General features: G+C 57.3%; 13 protein-coding genes. 6 read left to right on the top strand and 7 right to left on the bottom strand.

Features of this window, described 5'->3' with window-relative positions; translation table 11 throughout:
* The first annotated feature begins 71 nt into the window (after positions 1-71).
* On the top strand, positions 72-1,301 hold the full coding sequence (locus tag B3M52_RS04670) for a DUF445 domain-containing protein (RefSeq protein WP_036208940.1): 1,230 nt from the start codon (positions 72-74) through the stop codon (positions 1,299-1,301).
* Between the two features lie 114 nt (positions 1,302-1,415).
* Positions 1,416-2,456 (top strand): HDOD domain-containing protein, encoded by a 1,041-nt coding sequence (locus B3M52_RS04665; protein ID WP_036208938.1) that lies wholly within the window; start codon positions 1,416-1,418, stop codon positions 2,454-2,456.
* Here the strand turns inward: B3M52_RS04665 and B3M52_RS04660 are convergent.
* The 4 genes from B3M52_RS04660 to B3M52_RS04645 all read right to left on the bottom strand — a co-directional run bounded on the left by B3M52_RS04660 (position 2,453) and on the right by B3M52_RS04645 (position 7,939).
* Positions 2,453-3,775 carry a YihY/virulence factor BrkB family protein gene (locus tag B3M52_RS04660; RefSeq protein WP_041334063.1) on the bottom strand — a complete coding sequence of 441 codons (1,323 nt, stop codon included), beginning with the start codon at positions 3,773-3,775 and terminating at the stop codon, positions 2,453-2,455. The genes B3M52_RS04665 and B3M52_RS04660 overlap by 4 nt on opposite strands.
* 99 nt (positions 3,776-3,874) lie before the next feature.
* Entirely contained in the window at positions 3,875-5,611 is a 1,737-nt protein-coding gene (locus tag B3M52_RS04655) for a methyl-accepting chemotaxis protein (protein ID WP_036208933.1), read from the bottom strand.
* 11 nt (positions 5,612-5,622) lie between these two features.
* Entirely contained in the window at positions 5,623-6,840 is a 1,218-nt protein-coding gene (gene malE / locus B3M52_RS04650) for a maltose/maltodextrin ABC transporter substrate-binding protein MalE (RefSeq protein ID WP_036208930.1), read from the bottom strand.
* A 163-nt stretch (positions 6,841-7,003) separates the two neighbouring features.
* The gene (locus B3M52_RS04645; RefSeq protein WP_286748982.1) at positions 7,004-7,939 is read right to left on the bottom strand and encodes a D-2-hydroxyacid dehydrogenase; all 936 of its coding nucleotides are present in this window, start codon (positions 7,937-7,939) and stop codon (positions 7,004-7,006) included.
* 97 nt (positions 7,940-8,036) lie between these two features.
* Here B3M52_RS04645 and tmpT point away from each other — a divergent pair, with 97 nt between their 5' ends.
* The 4 genes from tmpT (at position 8,037) to B3M52_RS04625 (ending at position 13,719) form a co-directional block, all read left to right on the top strand.
* Positions 8,037-8,690: a thiopurine S-methyltransferase gene (gene tmpT / locus B3M52_RS04640; protein ID WP_286748981.1), complete on the top strand. Its 654-nt coding sequence runs from the start codon at positions 8,037-8,039 to the stop codon at positions 8,688-8,690.
* Positions 8,691-8,923: 233 nt separating this feature from the next.
* Positions 8,924-10,846 (top strand): PrkA family serine protein kinase, encoded by a 1,923-nt coding sequence (locus tag B3M52_RS04635; protein ID WP_127401836.1) that lies wholly within the window; start codon positions 8,924-8,926, stop codon positions 10,844-10,846.
* A 39-nt stretch (positions 10,847-10,885) separates the two neighbouring features.
* The gene (locus B3M52_RS04630; RefSeq protein ID WP_208855183.1) at positions 10,886-12,175 is read left to right on the top strand and encodes a YeaH/YhbH family protein; all 1,290 of its coding nucleotides are present in this window, start codon (positions 10,886-10,888) and stop codon (positions 12,173-12,175) included.
* Positions 12,172-13,719, top strand: a complete 1,548-nt coding sequence (locus B3M52_RS04625; RefSeq protein WP_127401837.1) for a SpoVR family protein — start codon at positions 12,172-12,174, stop codon at positions 13,717-13,719. The genes B3M52_RS04630 and B3M52_RS04625 overlap by 4 nt, the downstream gene beginning before the upstream one ends.
* A 16-nt stretch (positions 13,720-13,735) precedes the next feature.
* Here the strand turns inward: B3M52_RS04625 and B3M52_RS04620 are convergent, their stop codons facing one another.
* Genes B3M52_RS04620 through B3M52_RS04610 form a run of 3 tightly spaced genes read right to left on the bottom strand, consistent with a single transcriptional unit; the run spans position 13,736 to position 16,926 of the window.
* Entirely contained in the window at positions 13,736-15,808 is a 2,073-nt protein-coding gene (locus B3M52_RS04620; RefSeq protein ID WP_286748980.1) for a TonB-dependent receptor family protein, read from the bottom strand.
* A gap of 19 nt (positions 15,809-15,827) precedes the next feature.
* Positions 15,828-16,553, bottom strand: coding sequence for an LrgB family protein (locus tag B3M52_RS04615; RefSeq protein WP_036208912.1), 726 nt, complete (start codon positions 16,551-16,553; stop codon positions 15,828-15,830).
* Positions 16,546-16,926 carry a CidA/LrgA family protein gene (locus B3M52_RS04610; protein WP_075194425.1) on the bottom strand — a complete coding sequence of 127 codons (381 nt, stop codon included), beginning with the start codon at positions 16,924-16,926 and terminating at the stop codon, positions 16,546-16,548. The genes B3M52_RS04615 and B3M52_RS04610 overlap by 8 nt, the downstream gene beginning before the upstream one ends.
* Positions 16,927-16,960: the final 34 nt, after the last annotated feature.

Genomic DNA, 16,960 nt, shown 5'->3' with positions numbered 1-16,960 from the left:
CGCAAGGAGCGTGTTTTGGAAAGGCCTCCCCGTAATGCAGCAAACTCCAGAACCCAAAAAGCGAACACCGGATGACAAGCCTGCTAAGCACCCCAGAATTCTGGCAATACCTCAGTATCCCCGTCATTGCCGCCCTGATCGGCTGGACCACGAACTGGCTGGCCATCAAAATGACTTTCTACCCGCTGGAATTCGTCGGCAAGCCCCCGTTACTGGGCTGGCAGGGCATCATCCCCTCAAAGGCCCGAAAAATGGCCGCCATCAGCGTCGACGCCACCATCTCCAAGATTGGCACCGTGCAGGAAATTTTCCAGCAGATCGATCCCCAGGTACTGGCAGCCCACATCCTCTACACCGTCGAACCCCGCACCGAAGAATACGTCGACGAACTGATGCTCAAGGAATACCCCACCTTCTGGGAAAACCTGCCCTCCTCAGCCAGGAACATGGTCTACGACCGGGTACGTAAGTCCACCCCGCAACTGGTGGACAACCTGGTGGGTGACGTTTCCGACAACATCGAAGACCTGCTCGACATCAAAAGCATGGTCATCGAACGCCTGGCCAAGGACAAACGGCTGCTGAACCGGATCTTCATCGAGTGCGGGGAAGTGGAATTCCGTTTCATCATCAATTCCGGCTTCTATTTCGGCTTCCTGTTCGGCCTGGTTCAGATGACCGTCTGGTATTTCTACCAAAGTTGGTGGGTACTGCCTTTCTTCGGTCTGATGGTGGGTTGGGCGACCAACTGGATCGCGCTGAACGTGATCTTCCGGCCCTTGCACGAAAAGAAAGTCGGCCCTTTCCGATTCCAGGGACTGTTCCTCAAACGCCAGCAGGAAGTCGCCGAATCCTTCTGCCACATCGTCACCCACGAAATACTCACGGTTGGCAACATCATCAACGCCATACTGGAGGGCCCAAAGGGCGACCGGGCCCGCAACATGGTCAAAAAACACATTAAACCCCTGGTGGACGAAACCGCCGGCATGGGTAAGGCCCTGACTCAGATGGCGTTTGGACCAACAGGCTTTGCGACCCTAAAGAACCAGGTCGGCAAAAAAGCCATCGAAATTTCGCAAACCTCCTTCAATAACCCGGTGTTCGAAACCGACCGGGCAAGGGCCGTGGAAAGCATCATGGTGGAGCGCATGATTGCCCTCTCATCTGAGGAATTTCAAGACCTTCTTCGACCCTGCTTCCAGGAGGACGAAATCAAACTGATCCTGGTGGGCGCCTTCCTGGGTTTCGCCGCCGGTATCTGCCAATTGGTGTTCGTCTTCGGAGGCTCTGTTTTCTGAGGCTCTAGTGCCAAAAAGCCTGCTGTTATACTGTGCATAGCCGCTAGCTCATTCTATACTCGCGGTGTACGGGTATGTATTTCCCGGCGACTATTCTTTTCCCGGAGGCATCGGATGCCAGGCTTTATTTCCTGGATTTCAGGACTTTTCTCGTCCGACAAACCAACAACCGCAACAGCACCTGAATCCCGCCTGCTCAACCCGGTTGTTTCAACAAACGACAGCCCGGACATAGACCCGGCCCTGATCGACAAATTGGAAGAACGTCTGTTTTGCTGGCTGCTTGACTCACCCCCCGCCACGCTGCGCTCAGAAACCGGGCAATGGGATGAAGTGCTGGAAAAACTGCGCTGGCGAATCGCCAATAGTGAACTGGACGAATTACCGCGCCAACCCATGACCCTGCCGATGCTAATGCGGGCACTCTCCGATGCCAATACAGGCCGTAACCAACTGACGGAGATCATCCTCAATGACCCCGCGTTGACCGACCAACTACTGCAAATTGCCAACAGCCCTTACTTCCGCACCGGCGACCAGTCCATCGACTCGGTGGACCAGGCGGTCTTTGTTCTGGGTATGGACGGTATTCGCAACGTTATTTCCGCCGCCATCATGCGGCCGATGATGGCAGCCAGGAACAGTCGGGAAGCGCTCTTTGCACAACGGGTATGGCGCTGGGGGCTCACCTGTGCCCGTAGTGCGGAGTTGATTGCGAAGATTCAGGGCCAGGATAGCAGCGTCTATTTCATGGCAGGCCTACTGCCAGCACTCTCTTACATCACACTACGAAGGGAGTTGCAGCGCGTCTGCAGGACGGAATCTGGGCTGGCGGAACCGCCACCCTCGCTGATCCACATCGCCCTTTCCCGCTACCAGTGGGCCACGTCACAACTACTGGCCAATGAATGGGGGCTGCCGCCTAAATACCACGCCCAGCTTCTGGCGGCGGAACGGCCGGCACCGAGGCAGCAACACACCCCGCTGAACGACGGTATTATTATCGGCACCCGGGAGGTGTTACGCCATGCCCACCAGCGCAATATGCCGGAAGACGACGTATTGCGTATTACTAACATCTCGAGGGAGCAGTTTACGCGGGTACGCAAGGTGATCCTCGATACCCTGGAAGCGGGTGCAAAAACCCGCGCCTAGGTTTTTTCTCCGTAACCCCCTTCCTGCTTCAGCAGTTCGGCGAAGGACACCGATTCGTGCTCCGGAGGGCGTTCCATCAGATGGCTCGGCACGGCATAAGGTAAACGGTCAGCAACCCGATCCTCATCACGACGTATGGCTTCCAGCACGCTGCCAACGGTGATCCTCTCGAGGGACTGGCCCGGGGCCAGGCAATCGCCGTTGCGACCGGCCAATGTCAGAAGTCTGGCGCGGATCAGCTTGTCGCTGATACCACGGGTCACCTCCCCCGGCACCCTGAGTTGCTGCTCAACCGCTTCCTGCTGCGGTGCCGGCCGGCCCTCGCTGAAGGGTTTCGCCACCAGCCACATCAACGCCAGCCCGGTTTTTTCCAGAAGTTCCGGCGACAACCGCACCTGGCGGCGTTTGGCCACCGAGCCCGGGTTCTGGAGATAGAAGGCAATGCTGGACCCCAGCAGCAGAATCATCCAGTTGAGGTACACCCAGATCAACAGGATGATGCCGATTGCGAAACTGGAATAGATGGCAGCGTACTTGGCGGAACCGGCGACAAACGACGCAAACAGCATACCCGCCGCCTGCCAGGATATACCTGCCACCAGTCCACCGATGAACGCATAGCGAAGCTTCACCCGGGTGTTGGGAATGAACACGTATACGAAGGTGAACGCCCCGACCACCAGCATGAATGGGGTAAAGCGGGTGGCGAAGACAATCATGGAGCCGAGCGGTTCGATTTCCATCAGCGCCTGCACGAACGCCGACGAGAAAATGGTGGCACTGATACCGATGGCCGACACCATCAACAACGGCCCCACCATGATAACGCTGAGATAATTACTGAAGCGCTGGGCCATCGAGCGCATGTCCGGCACCCGCCAGATCATGTTGAAAGAACGCTCGATCTTCTGCACCAGTGACACCACGGTATAAACCAGCAGTGCCAGGCCGACCGAGCCGAGCACACCCACTTTCATGTTATCCACGAAGCCCAGAATCTGCTCGGCAATCTCGACGCCCTGGGGGCCCATGGGCCGAAAGAACTGGAACAGGAAGGGTTCCATACGCTGGTGTACGCCCAGCGCCTTGAGCACCGAAAAGCTCAAGGCCAGCAACGGCACAATACTCAGCAAGGTGGTATACACCAGGCTCATGGCATGAAGCGTCAGGTTGCCACTAACGACGTCCCGCACCAGCGCATAGGCGGTACGCCCGGTTTTATAAAGCCAGGTCCATGGCCAGTGTTGCGGTGGATTGGGGTTGGCGAGAATCCAGGTTTCCGCAGACTGAAGCCGATCTTTGAATTGAAATGAAGCCACACAACGTCCTGTTTGCCAGTGTTTTGTACAGATTATCAGTCAGATACCAAATCACAACAAAGTATGGCGTATTCTGTGGCTTTTACTAGCGGTTTCGGCTCAGTATCGGAACTGGCTGATATTTCCTCTCAGCACTTCGCTCAGTGACGCGAGGGAATCGGTCATGCTTCCGGTATCGCGGGCATTGTCTGAAATGTCTTCAATCTGGCGCTTGAGGTTGATCAGGTTTTCGTCGATTTTGCTGACAGCCTCGCTCTGCTCAGCCGCAGCCTGGGCGACCTGTTGGTTGAGCAAACGCATCTCGCCCGCCTTCTCATCGATCAGCCCCAGGCTCTCGCTGCATTGCCGGATGCGCTGGACGGTTGTACGGCTCTCCTCCCGCCCCGCCTCCACCGCTTCAACGGCATCACGGGATTGTGCCTGCAACGATGACACGAGATCGTCTATCTGCCCGGTCGAGTTCGCCGTCTGGCTGGCCAGACCCCGCACTTCGTCGGCCACAATGGCAAACCCCCGGCCCATTTCACCGGCCCTGGCCGCTTCAATGGCAGCGTTCAATGCCAGCAGGTTGGTTTTCTCCGAAATGCCCCGGATTACATCCACGACCTGGCCGATAGACTGGCTTTGGCTGGCCAGCCCGGCGATGGTTTCGGCCACGGCTTCCACTCGTGTTTCCAGCCTAGCCATGGCGGCAACGGCTTCATCCGCCGATTGACCGCCACTGTGCGTCAATCCACCAACCTCATCGGCAAGGCATGCCGCGTGGTTGGCACTCTTCCGGACTTCTTCCGCAGTGACAGTAACTTCGTTTGCAGCTGTCGCCACCAGACTGGTTTCCTGTTGCTGGCGTCCAACCTGGTCGGCAAGACTCTGACTGCTTTCCCGTCCCTGAGCCGCCATATCCCCCAATTCATTGGTGGAGGCAGCGACATGACCGATCAGACCGCCAAATCGCGCCAGCATCTGATCAAAGGCGCGGGTGATCACGCTTAATTCATCGTTCTTGCGGTACTCGAGGCTGCCCCGCAGGTCATTGTCGGCCTGTATTTCGCCAATACGCTGCCCCAACCTGCGCACCGGACGAAGCAGTGAACGCAGGAACAGCGTGCCCAGCAACAATGCCGAGATAACGAGCGCGCCAGCCATTATCAGGCTGACCGATCCAGCCCGATCAATTTCGTGTCGAATAGCACCGCCACTTATGGCGACCTGATCACTGGCACGTCTGACTGTCTCTCCGGCTTCCAACACGCCCCCGGTGAGTACGGCCTCCCGTTGCTGGTAGCCGCTGCGGATATCGTTGAGGCTAGCCGTGAGACTAACGGCCTGTTCCCGGGCGACCTCCGCCATCGAACGCCCCATCAGCATCATGGACTTTTCAAAGAACTCGAACATTTTTTCGCCGAGCGTGCGGTACTGCTCCACGGTTTCTGTCATTTCCGCGATCTCCGCCTGCAGGCTGCTATCGGCCGCCACCATGGCAGCCAGTTCGTCCACCAACTGTTCGGAGGCGGCTTGAGCCTTGTCCAGGGACTCCATGTCCGCATTTAGAGCGGCGTGAAAATACCAATACTGCATCGCACCCATATGTTGCTGGGCGACCGTAACGCGTTCGGACAGCTTGCCCAACGCCCTTTGCTGGTCAATGAGTTCGGACTGCTCATCAATGGCAACCATTTGGCCGGCGATGCCGCGTGCCTGCTGATCAACACTGTCACCAATGCCGGCTATGCGCTGGTAAACCAGGGCCGATGACGCAACGGACAGGCCAATCAACAGGGTAAACAACAGGATCACCCGGGAACGGATGGTCAATTCTAATCGGGGGAATGCCATAGCGAGCTCACTCAGTTCGTAACGTAATGCCGGCGTGTCCAGCCCCGCATGTCATCCAGCCTTTCAAGCCGACCTGCAGCCTCCTTGAGCGTGGACGCTATGGGGTAATCATCGGCCAGCATGCCGTCAAAGCGGATGGTCATCAGATCCCAGAAGCGTTTCATCTCAGGAATGTTGGGCATGATTTCCCCACGACTGGCGGAGCGGAAGGTATGGTCAATAAACGGGTCTTCGCTGAGGGTTTTCACCACTTCCAGATGGGCCACGGCGCCAAGGGGCTTGTCGTCATTCACGGCGTGCAGGCCGGATTCGGTCAGCAGATAGTCCTCCATGAACTGACGGGCCAGTTCATGGTTGGTGGATACCGCGCTGATCCCCGCGGCCAGCACGCCCACAAAGGGTTTTCCAGGTTCACCGCTGACAGTGGGCACGTCGGCTATGCCCACGTTTATACCGGCGTCCCGTATCTCACTCCAGGCCCAGGGACCGTTAATGATCATCGCAGTCTGACCGGCCTTGAAGCCGTCCATCATGGTGCCGTAATCCGCATCTGCCGACAGCACACCGGAATCCAGCAAGTCTTTTATGCCTGCCACGGCACCGACAGCGCCATCTGTGTCCACACCAACATCGGAGAGGTCGTAAACCTGGTTTTCCAGGCCGAAACTGTACCCACCGGATCCGGCGAACACTGGCCAGGAAAAATACACATTCTTGTAGTCCCAGGAGATGGCCTCAATACCCTGTGCGCTCAGTCGTTGATGCTCAGCTTTCACGCCTTTCAGAGTGGCGGGCGGTGTTGAGACCAAATCCTTGTTGTAGAGCAGACTGACCACTTCCATGGCGATTGGGTAGCCATACACCCGATCGCCCACGGAAACCGCCTGCCAGGCAAAGGGTGCAATAGCCTCACGCACCTGCTCGGACGGCTCGATGGGGCGCAGGTGGCCCTCATTGATCCAGCTTCCAAAACGATCATGGGGCCAGATCACGATATCGGGCGCCTTGGAGGAATAGCCATAATGGTCGTACTCGGAGGTGAGATCGTCCGGCGTCTCCACGGTCACAGGAATGCCGGTTTCGGCTTCGAAGCGTCGGCCAACCTCAGCCAGCCCTTCATACCCCTTGTCGGAGTTGATCCAGATAAGCAATTCACCGCGTTCAAAGGAGAATGCCGGTGCAGAAAAGAAAACACAGGAAAGCATAAGAGCCAGGAGAGGTCTGATCATAGGTATCGCCCTGTTGTTATTGTTTGAGCGTTGGTGAAACGCATGCCCCCTATCGGGGGCATTTCACAGGGAGTTTAGGCGGGGAGGAACCGCAGCCGCGTCATACGGCTGCGAACTTTTCAGGGGGGAGTGAGGGGGCGTACCCGGGAAAACCGTCAGAAAATCAGACCAGAGAAGAGAGGTTACGCGCCGTAATATCGACGATTCGTTGCCGCGCCTCCCGACTCGCCCAGGCCGAATGCGGCGTCACAATCAGGTTGGGAATATCATCCGCCAGCAACGCATTGCCATTTCGAGGCGGCTCCTCCGTCAGCACATCAAAGCCGGCACCGCCAATGGTCCCTCCTCGCAGGGCATCCGCCAGTGCCTGCTCGTCCACCAGGCCGCCACGGCTGGTGTTGATCAGCAGCGCCTCCGTTTTCATCATCTTCAGTTCGCGGGCGCCTATCATATTCCGGGTGTCATCCGTCAGCAGGCAGTGAAGCGACAGCACATCCACTTTGGGCAGCAGCTCATCCAGGGGAATGCGGGGGTAACCGTCCACCTCACCAGTTGCCTGTCCGGGCCTTGCGCCAAGCACAATATTCATCCCGAATGCCTTTGCGCGCTCCACAACGCCCTGCCCAAGGTCGCCATAGCCAACAACCCCCAGCGTGCGCCCTTCCAGTTCCATGATGGGATGATCCATCAGGCAGAACATCGAGCTTTGCCCCCAGCGCCCGGCCCGCACGTCCTTGTCGTAATCCACCAAGCGCGTGGCCAGCGCGAGAATCAACGCCATGGTGTGTTGCGCCACGGTGGAGCGGCCATAGTTGGTCACGTTCATCACCGTTACGCTGTGGTCTTTCGCCGCGTCCTTATCAATGTTGTTCAGCCCCGTCGCCACCACCGCAACCGTCTTTAGCTCCGGGCAGGCCTCGAAGTGCTCCCGCGACAGCACAACCTTATTCACCAACACCGTGTCGAATCCCCGTATGCGCTCCTGCACCTGCTCGGGGGACGTTCGCGGATGTTTGACCATTTCCCCGGCCACTGCCTCAATCGGCGAGAGGTCCACATCGTTACCCAGTGTGTCTGCGTCCAGAAATACGGCTTTCATTCGTCGTTCCTTATTCATGAAGTTTTTGGCCGACCAACAGAGCCCCAGATTAAGTTAGACTGAGCTAAACCTCCAATTGGCGAAAAGGGGAACACTCATGGAACATCAGTTCTGGCACGAACGCTGGGCCAAGAAAGAAATCGGCTTCCACGAAGGCACCGTTAATCAGTACCTCCATGACCACTGGCCAGAACTTGCCGGCAATGGTATCGGCGCCGTGCTCGTTCCCCTGTGCGGCAAGGCCCATGACATGTGGTGGCTCCATGACCGCGGCCACGCTGTCATCGGCGTGGAATTGAGCGAGGTTGCCTGCAAGGATTTTTTCGAAGAGGGCCAGGAGAAAGCGAAGGTTCACCCGGGTGAGCCCTTCACGAAATTCGCCCACGACGATCTCCAGCTTTGGTGCGGCGACTTTTTCCAGTTGGTGCCGGAGGACCTGAAGCACGCCCGACTGGTGTACGACCGTGCCGCCCTGATCGCCCTGCCACCCCACATGCGCCAGGATTATGTCGACCACCTGACCGCTGTGATTCCGGATGGCACCCGCATACTTCTGATCACCCTGGACTACGACACCGACATCAAGGGCCCGCCGTTCAATGTCAGTGACAAAGAAGTACTGAAACTATACTCCGCTGATTACGAGATCGAACACATACTCACCAATACACTGGCAAAAGATCACCCGTTTACCAAGCGTAAAGGGCTTGCTGGCGCGACGGAGAGCGTGTTCCGTCTCAGAAAGCGCTGATACACAATTTAATGAACCTTAACGCTTTTACGCCTGTCCAAGTCCCGAAGCTTGAACTAAGCTCACAGTAACAAGACCGACATAAACGCGTCGGCGTAAATCGGTCTGTTACTCCCTATACTTCCACCCATAACCATAACGACCGCCTGGAGCGGCGGACCCAACAGCAACGGGGATATTGTGTGAACTAAAAGCTGTCTTTTCATGGCAAGAGAGCAAGCGAGGGGCCATCTATGAGCATAATGCAGCATTTCAAAGACCGGTATGAAGCAACTCAAGAAGAAGAATACACTCTTGAGGAATACCTGGAGATCTGCAAAAAGGACCCGGCGGCATACGCCACTGCCGCAGAGAGGATGTTACTGGCCATTGGCGAGCCGGAACATATCGACACATCCCGTGACTCCCGGCTGTCACGTATCTTTTCCAACAAGGTGATCAAGCGTTACCCGGAATTCTCCGAGTTCTATGGCATGGAAGAAGCCGTGGAAAACATTGTCTCCTTCTTCCGCCACGCTGCCCAGGGCCTGGAAGAGAAGAAACAGATCCTCTACCTGCTCGGCCCCGTCGGTGGCGGCAAGTCCTCGCTCGCTGAAAAACTCAAGTCACTGATGCAGAAAGTGCCCTTTTATGCGATCAAAGGGTCACCCGTTAACGAGTCGCCACTAGGCCTGTTCGATCCAGCCGAGGATGCCAGCATTCTGGAAGAGGAATACGGCATCCCGCCCCGCTACCTCAAGTCCATCATGTCGCCCTGGGCGGTAAAACGCCTGCACGAGTATGGCGGCGACATCAGTCAGTTCCGTGTGGTCAAGATGTACCCGTCGGTACTGGACCAGGTGGGTGTATCCAAGACCGAGCCGGGTGATGACAATAACCAGGACATCTCCGCCCTCGTAGGCAAGGTGAATATCCGCATGCTGGAAGACTTCTCCCAGGATGACCCGGACGCCTACAGCTTCAGCGGCGGCCTGTGCAAGGCCAACCAGGGCCTGATGGAATTCGTGGAAATGTTCAAGGCGCCCATCAAGGTGCTGCATCCGTTGCTCACCGCCACCCAGGAAGGCAACTACAACACCACCGAAGGCATGGGCTCCGTGCCGTTCGACGGTATTATCCTGGCCCACTCCAACGAGTCCGAGTGGCAGACCTTCCGTAACAACAAGCACAATGAGGCCTTCCTTGACCGGGTATACATCGTCAAGGTGCCCTACTGCCTGCGGGTGACGGAAGAGATTGATATCTATCGCAAATTGCTGCGCGACAGTTCCCTCTCCGGCGCCCCCTGCGCACCGGACACCCTGGATATGCTGGCGCAGTTCTCCATCCTGTCGCGGCTCAAAGAGCCGGAAAACTCCAGTATCTTTTCCAAGATGCGGGTTTACGATGGCCAGAACATCAAGGACACCGACCCGAAAGCTAAATCGATTCAGGAATACCGGGATACAGCCGGCGTAAACGAGGGTATGGACGGACTGTCCACCCGTTTCGCATTCAAGATTCTGTCCAAGGTCTTCAACTTCGACACCACGGAAATAGCCGCAAACCCGGTTCATCTGCTCTATGTGCTGGAAAAACAGATCGAGCAGGAACAATTCCAGGCCGAGACCCACGACCGCTACCTGCGGTTTATCAAGGAGTTCCTGGCGCCTCACTACGTTGAGTTTATTGGCAAGGAAATCCAGACGGCTTACCTCGAAAGCTACAGCGAATACGGCCAGAACCTGTTCGATCGCTACGTCACCTATGCCGACTTCTGGATTCAGGATCAGGAATACCGTGATCCGGAAACCGGGGAAATTCTCGACCGCTCGTCCATTAACGACGAACTGGAGAAAATCGAGAAGCCGGCCGGCATCAGCAACCCGAAAGACTTCCGCAACGAGGTGGTCAATTTCGTGTTGCGGGCACGGGCGAACAACCAGGGTCGCAACCCGTCCTGGCTCAGCTACGAAAAACTGCGCAGCGTGATCGAGAAGAAAATGTTCTCCAACACCGAGGACCTGCTGCCGGTTATTTCCTTCAATCCGAAGGCCAGCCAGGAGGATCAGAACAAGCACAAGCAGTTCGTCGAACGTATGGTCGATCGAGGCTACACGGAGAAACAGGTCCGCCTCCTTGCGGAATGGTACCTGCGGGTTCGTAAGTCTCAATAAGTCAGCCTTCATACGCTGAACTGGAGTGAAACTATGGGTATGACCCACGTAGTCGACCGGCGACTGAACGGCAAGAACAAGAGCGCGGTAAACCGGGAACGTTTCCTGCGCCGTTACCGCCATCACATCAAGAAGGCCGTGGCGGACGCGGTTCACCGGCGCTCCATTACGGATATTGAGCGTGGTGAGAATGTCAGTATTCCGTCCCGGGATACTGACGAACCAATCTTCCACCATGGCCAGGGTGGCAAGCGGGAGATGGTGCATCCGGGCAACAAGGAGTTCGTAACCGGTGACACTGTGCCCAAACCTCCGGGAGGTGGCGGCGGAGGCCAGGGACAGGGCCAGGCCAGCCCGGATGGCGAAGGCATGGATGAGTTCGCCTTTCAGATTACCCAGGAAGAATTCCTCGACTTTCTGTTTGATGACCTGGAACTTCCCAATCTCGCCCGTAAAAAGCTGAAAGACACCGAGGCGTTCAAATACGTTCGCTCCGGTTTTTCAACCCAGGGCATACCCGCCAAGCTGGACGTGGTTCGCTCATTACGAGGCGCCCATGCCCGACGTCTTGGCCTCGGTGGCGCGCGCCGCAAGAAAATCCGCCGAATGGAGGAAGAGCTGGCCGCACTGAGAAGTGCACCGGAGGATCTGGACCCGGCGTTCAGCCACGAGGACCAGATCAAAGCCCTGGAGGATGAAATTGCCGATCTCAAGGCCAATGTCCGGCGCATTCCGTTCATTGACGAGATTGACCTGCGTTACCGCCAGCACATCAAGAAGCCACAACCGGCCACCAGCGCCGTGATGTTTTGCCTGATGGATGTGTCCGGGTCGATGACCCAGATGCACAAGGACATCGCCAAACGCTTCTTTATTCTGCTGTATCTGTTCCTGAAGAAGAACTACAAGAAGATCGAAGTGGTCTTCATCCGCCACCACACCAGCGCCAAGGAAGTGGACGAGGAAGAGTTCTTCTACTCCCGGGAAACCGGCGGCACGATCGTATCCAGTGCTCTGAAACTGATGCACAAGATCATCGAGTCCCGCTACTCCCCTGCGGAGTGGAACATCTATGCCGCCCAGGCTTCGGACGGTGACAACTGGAACGATGACTCTCCCATCTGCAGCAAGTTGCTGGCCGACAGCATCCTGCCTTTGGTGCAGTACTACGCCTATGTGGAGATCACGCCCCAGGATCACCAGATGCTGTGGTACGAATACGAGAAGATTCAGGAGCGGTTCCCGCAGAGCTTCGCGCTGCAGCAGATTGCCGATCCTGGTGAAATTTATCCGGTCTTCCGCCAGCTGTTCGAGAGGAAAGCCGCATGACTGACACCATCGACAGACCCAACGAGCCGAAAACCCGGGAACCCATATCCACCAGTTCCGAGTGGACCTTCCCGCTGATCGAGAAATACGACAAGGAAATCGCCAAATGCGCGGCAGAGTTCGGCCTCGACACCTACCCCAACCAGGTGGAGGTGATCAGCGCCGAACAGATGATGGACGCCTACAGCTCCGTCGGCATGCCCGTGGGCTACCACCACTGGTCCTTCGGCAAGCAGTTCCTGTCTACCTCAAAAGGGTATCAGCGGGGGCAGATGGGCCTTGCCTACGAGATCGTGATCAACTCCGATCCCTGCATTGCCTACCTGATGGAGGAAAACACCCTGCCCATGCAGGCGTTGGTGATTGCTCATGCGTCCTATGGCCACAATTCTTTCTTCAAAGGGAATTATCTGTTCCGCACCTGGACGGATGCCAGCGCAATCATCGATTATCTGGTGTTTGCCCGTCACTACGTATCGGAATGTGAGGAACGCTACGGGCTGGATGCCGTGGAGGAAATCCTGGACTCCTGCCATGCCCTGATGAACTACGGGGTCGACCGCTACAAGCGCCCGGCGCCGATCTCTGCGGCAGAGGAGGCACGCCGGCAAAAAGAACGGGAAGAGTACCAGCAACGCAGGCTGAATGACCTGTGGCGTACCATTCCGAAGATGGGCGAGGACGACGACCCCGTCAAGCGCAAGCAGCGCTATCCGGAAGAACCGCAAGAGAACATTCTCTACTTCATTGAGAAGAATGCACCGCTGCTGGAAACCTGGCAGCGGGAGATCATCCGTATCGTTCGCAAACTGGGCCAATACTTCTACCCACAACGCCAGACCCAGGTCATGAACGAGGGCTGGGCCACCTTCTGGCACTACACCCTGCTACACAGAATGTACGACAAGGGCTTGGTGAACGACGGTTTCATGATGGAATTCCTGCAAAGTCATACGGCCGTGGTTTACCAACCGCCTTTTGACAGCCCCTGGTATTCGGGCATCAACCCCTACACCCTGGGTTTTTCGATGTTTACCGATCTGCGTCGGATCTGTGAGAATCCCACCGACGAGGACCGCGAGTGGTTTCCGGACTTTGCCGGTTCTGACTGGTTGGAAACCCTGCACTTCGCCATGAAGAACTTCAAGGACGAAAGCTTTATCCAGCAGTTCCTGTCTCCAAAGGTGATGAGAGATTTGAAATTCTTTGCCATTCAGAACGATGACGAAGAGGACGTCTATCGGATCACCGCCATTCACGATGACCCGGGCTACCGTAACCTGCGCGAAAAGCTGGCACGGCAATACAACCTGAGCTACCGAGAACCGAATATTCAGGTATGGAACGTGGATGTCAGGGGGGATCGTTCACTCACCCTGCGGCACATTCCCGTCGACCGGGTTCCACTTGGCGACGACACTGACGAGGTTCTTCGCCACGTGCATCGTTTGTGGGGCTTTGATGTCCACCTGGAAAGCGTCGAAAACGGCGTGGTCATGGAAGAATGCCACTGCCCGCAACGGGAGCTGGATGACGCGGATTAGTCGCGGCCATTGATCATCAGAATGCCCACTCCAGCCCGGCATAGAAGGTTCTGCCGGGCGCGGGCTCATAGTAGCCGCGATCTTCTATCGGCCTGTCAGCATTGGCATTGATGCGGATATTGCTGAAGTAATCCTCATCCAGAAGGTTGCGGATACCGCCGTAGACGCTGAATTTTTGACTACCTACACGAACGCTGTCACCGGCCCGAATCCCCAGCAGCCAGTAATCGCTGACCCTGGTTTGGTTGCTGTTCTCAGCGTACAGGTCACCCACGTACTGCCACTCCAGGGCAGCAAACCGTTGCCCGTCACCACGCCACTCCACTTCCGTAACCCATTGCTCCTGCGGTAACCCCGGCAGGCGATTGCCATCGGCGTCATTGCCCTGCTCGTCGGTGAAGTCCTTAAGTGTGTAGTCCGCCAGGGTCACGGCGCTGGTTACGCGCCAGGCGTAGGAAATGTCCCACTTCAGGCCAAGCTCCACCCCATTCCGTTCTGTGCGCCCGGCGTTTTCGTAGAAGGTACGGTTATTGATCTCATAGGGCAGGATTTCGTCGTCCACCCGGATGGAGAACAGCGCCAGGTCGTAACGGACCCCCTGCCCCAGGCCGCCGCGTATACCGACTTCCCGGTTAAGCGCCTGCTGGGGCTCAATGTCTGGATTGAAGCCACCGCTACCGTCGGGATTGGCAAACTCCGTGAAGGTGGGTGCTTCAAAGGCCGTGCCCACCGTGGCGTAGAACTGCTGGCGTGGCGCCAACCGATAGCTGACTCCCGCAAAGCCACTGAATTCGCGATAAGTGCGGCTGCCGGAATCGTCTCCGTCACTGATCCTGTGGTCATCCACCGACAGCCGCAGGCGATCAAACCGGGTGCCCAGGGACACGTTCAGGCGCTCCGTCAATGCCAGATCACCCTGGGCAAACACCGCTGCGGTAGTGCCGTTCTGGGTTTCGTCCTGGGTTTGTCCGGTGACATCTCCGTTAAACGACACCGAATAACGCCGGCGTTCATCAACCTGGCGATGGAGATCAGCGCCCACCACCCAGGTCAGCGGAAGGCCCGCTACCTCGCTGCCCTGCTGGTAATCCGTACTGACGCCGTAGAACTGCCGGTCGTAGGCAATTCGGCTGGGGCCGGGAAACGGCAGTTGCTGGGCAAAATCACGGTGCGTAAAAAAGGTACTAACGGCCAGGTCCCCAGTACCCATCTCGGCGGTTTCATACAGCAACCCAAGCGTCTGCTGGTCAACGTCCTGGCCGGCGTCGAGCCGTTCGGCATTGGCCGTCGCCTGGCGGCGATCCTGTTCCACTTGGCTCGCTGTCAGGCCGGCGGGGTCTTCTGCTTTTGGCGTGTGCAAGGCATTGAAGGTGGCCGTTAAACGCTGCCCGGCTCCCCAACCATGAGACACCCGCCCATTGAAAAGGCCTTTCTCAACCTGGCTCTGATCGCGGTAACCGTTGTAGTTAAGCCAGGACGCAGTTGCGATGCCACTCGTCGCCCCCTCACTTCCGTTGGCCTGGAACGTGGTTTTGTAATAGTCGTTGCTTCCCACATCCTGACTTAGGCGCGCGCCCGGCGGCATTTCGTCTCCACGGGCCGTGGTAATGTCGATCACCCCACCGGAGGCGTTACCGTACTGAACCGACGACGGCCCGCGAATCACTTCAATGCGCTGTGCCGAGTCCAGGTCCACCGCATCAATCTGAGACTGCCCATCGGGCAACGTGTAGGGGATGCCATCCACCTGTATACGAATGCCGCGAATGCCGAATGGCGCCCGGGCACCAAAACCACGGGTGGACAGCCGCAGATTCTGGGCGAAGTTGTAGCGGTTCTGGAAGAACAGGCCAGGGACAGTATCCAGGGACTCGTCCAGTTGCAGCCTCTGCTGGCCCTCCTGGATGTCCGGGGCATTGGTCACGGACACCGCAGCGGGGGTCTCGTAGAGGTCTCTCTCAAGGCGGGGCGACGTCACCTTGATGACATTGTCTTGCGACTCCACGCTTTGCTGCGCATTGGCGGTGCCCCATGTTCCAGCGAATATCAGCGCCGAAAAGACCACGATCAACATTCTGATAATGACCACTTTACCTCCTGCTGCCGGGTTAAATACCGAGTAAATCCACCAACCAGGGCACAATCAATGCCGTCGCAAACGCCGACAGCGCCATCGCCAGCCCCGAAAAAGCGCCCATCTGGGAACTGACCTGAAATGCCCGTGCTGTGCCAATGCCATGGGCCGCCACACCCATGGCGATGCCTTTCACACTGTCGTCGGTGATACGCATCCATTCAAACAGTTTGGTACCGAGCACCGCACCGACAATACCAGTGGCCACCACCAGAACGGCGGTCAGGGACGGAATGCCGCCGATGGTTTCGGAGATCCCCATGGCAACCGGCGCCGTGGCGGATTTGGGCGCCAGGGACACCTGAATCTCAGTGGAGCCGCCAAGAAGCCAGGCAAGCCCAATGGAGCTGCCCGCTGCAATCACAACACCACACACCAGGGAAATGGATACCGGCAACCAGAGTTGGCGCAGCCGGGAAAACTGCTGGTAAAGGGGAACCGCCAGCGCCACCGTGGCAGGCCCCAACAGGAAGTGAACGAACTGCCCGCCTTCGAAGTACTCCTCGTAGGAGGTACCAGTGAGCATCAACAGGGCAATCAGCATCGCCACTGAGGTAACCACCGGATTGGCCAGGGGGCTGGAGTTGGACTTGAGATAGAGCCGATAGGCAAGGCCATAGGCCACCAGCGTAATGGTCAGGCCAAGCAACGGCGACGTTGAAAGATAAACCCAGATATCACGAATGACCGGCTCATTCATCCCGCTGCCCTCCCGCATTTTCGGGTCGGGCAAACCATCGCGAGGTTACCTGCATAATGCCGGCGGTGGCGACCATGGTGATAATAGTGGAGAGAAACAGGGCCAGCGTGATCGGCAGCCACTCATCCGCAATCCGGCTAAAATGACTCATCATGCCAACACCCGCCGGCACGAACAGTAGCGACAGATGGCTGAGCAATGCGCTGGAAGCGTTCTCAAGTGGCTCTGGCGTGGCGCCCCGAATCATCAGCGTCAGGAACAACATCACCATACCCAGCACGGGCCCTGGAATCGGCAGAGAGAGAAGACGAACAGTGACTTCCCCTACCAACTGATACACCAGCAGCAGGGTTATTCCGTTGAGAAAATTCATGGTGGCAGCTCCCGACAGAAAAAACGGCCCAAGT

The sequence above is a fragment of the Marinobacter sp. UBA2688 genome (assembly GCF_002352785.1).
GTDB classification, from domain to species: Bacteria; Pseudomonadota; Gammaproteobacteria; order Pseudomonadales; family Oleiphilaceae; genus Marinobacter; species Marinobacter salarius.
Note: the sequence above shows the minus strand (reverse complement) of the source record. Positions and strands in the feature narration are given on the sequence as shown.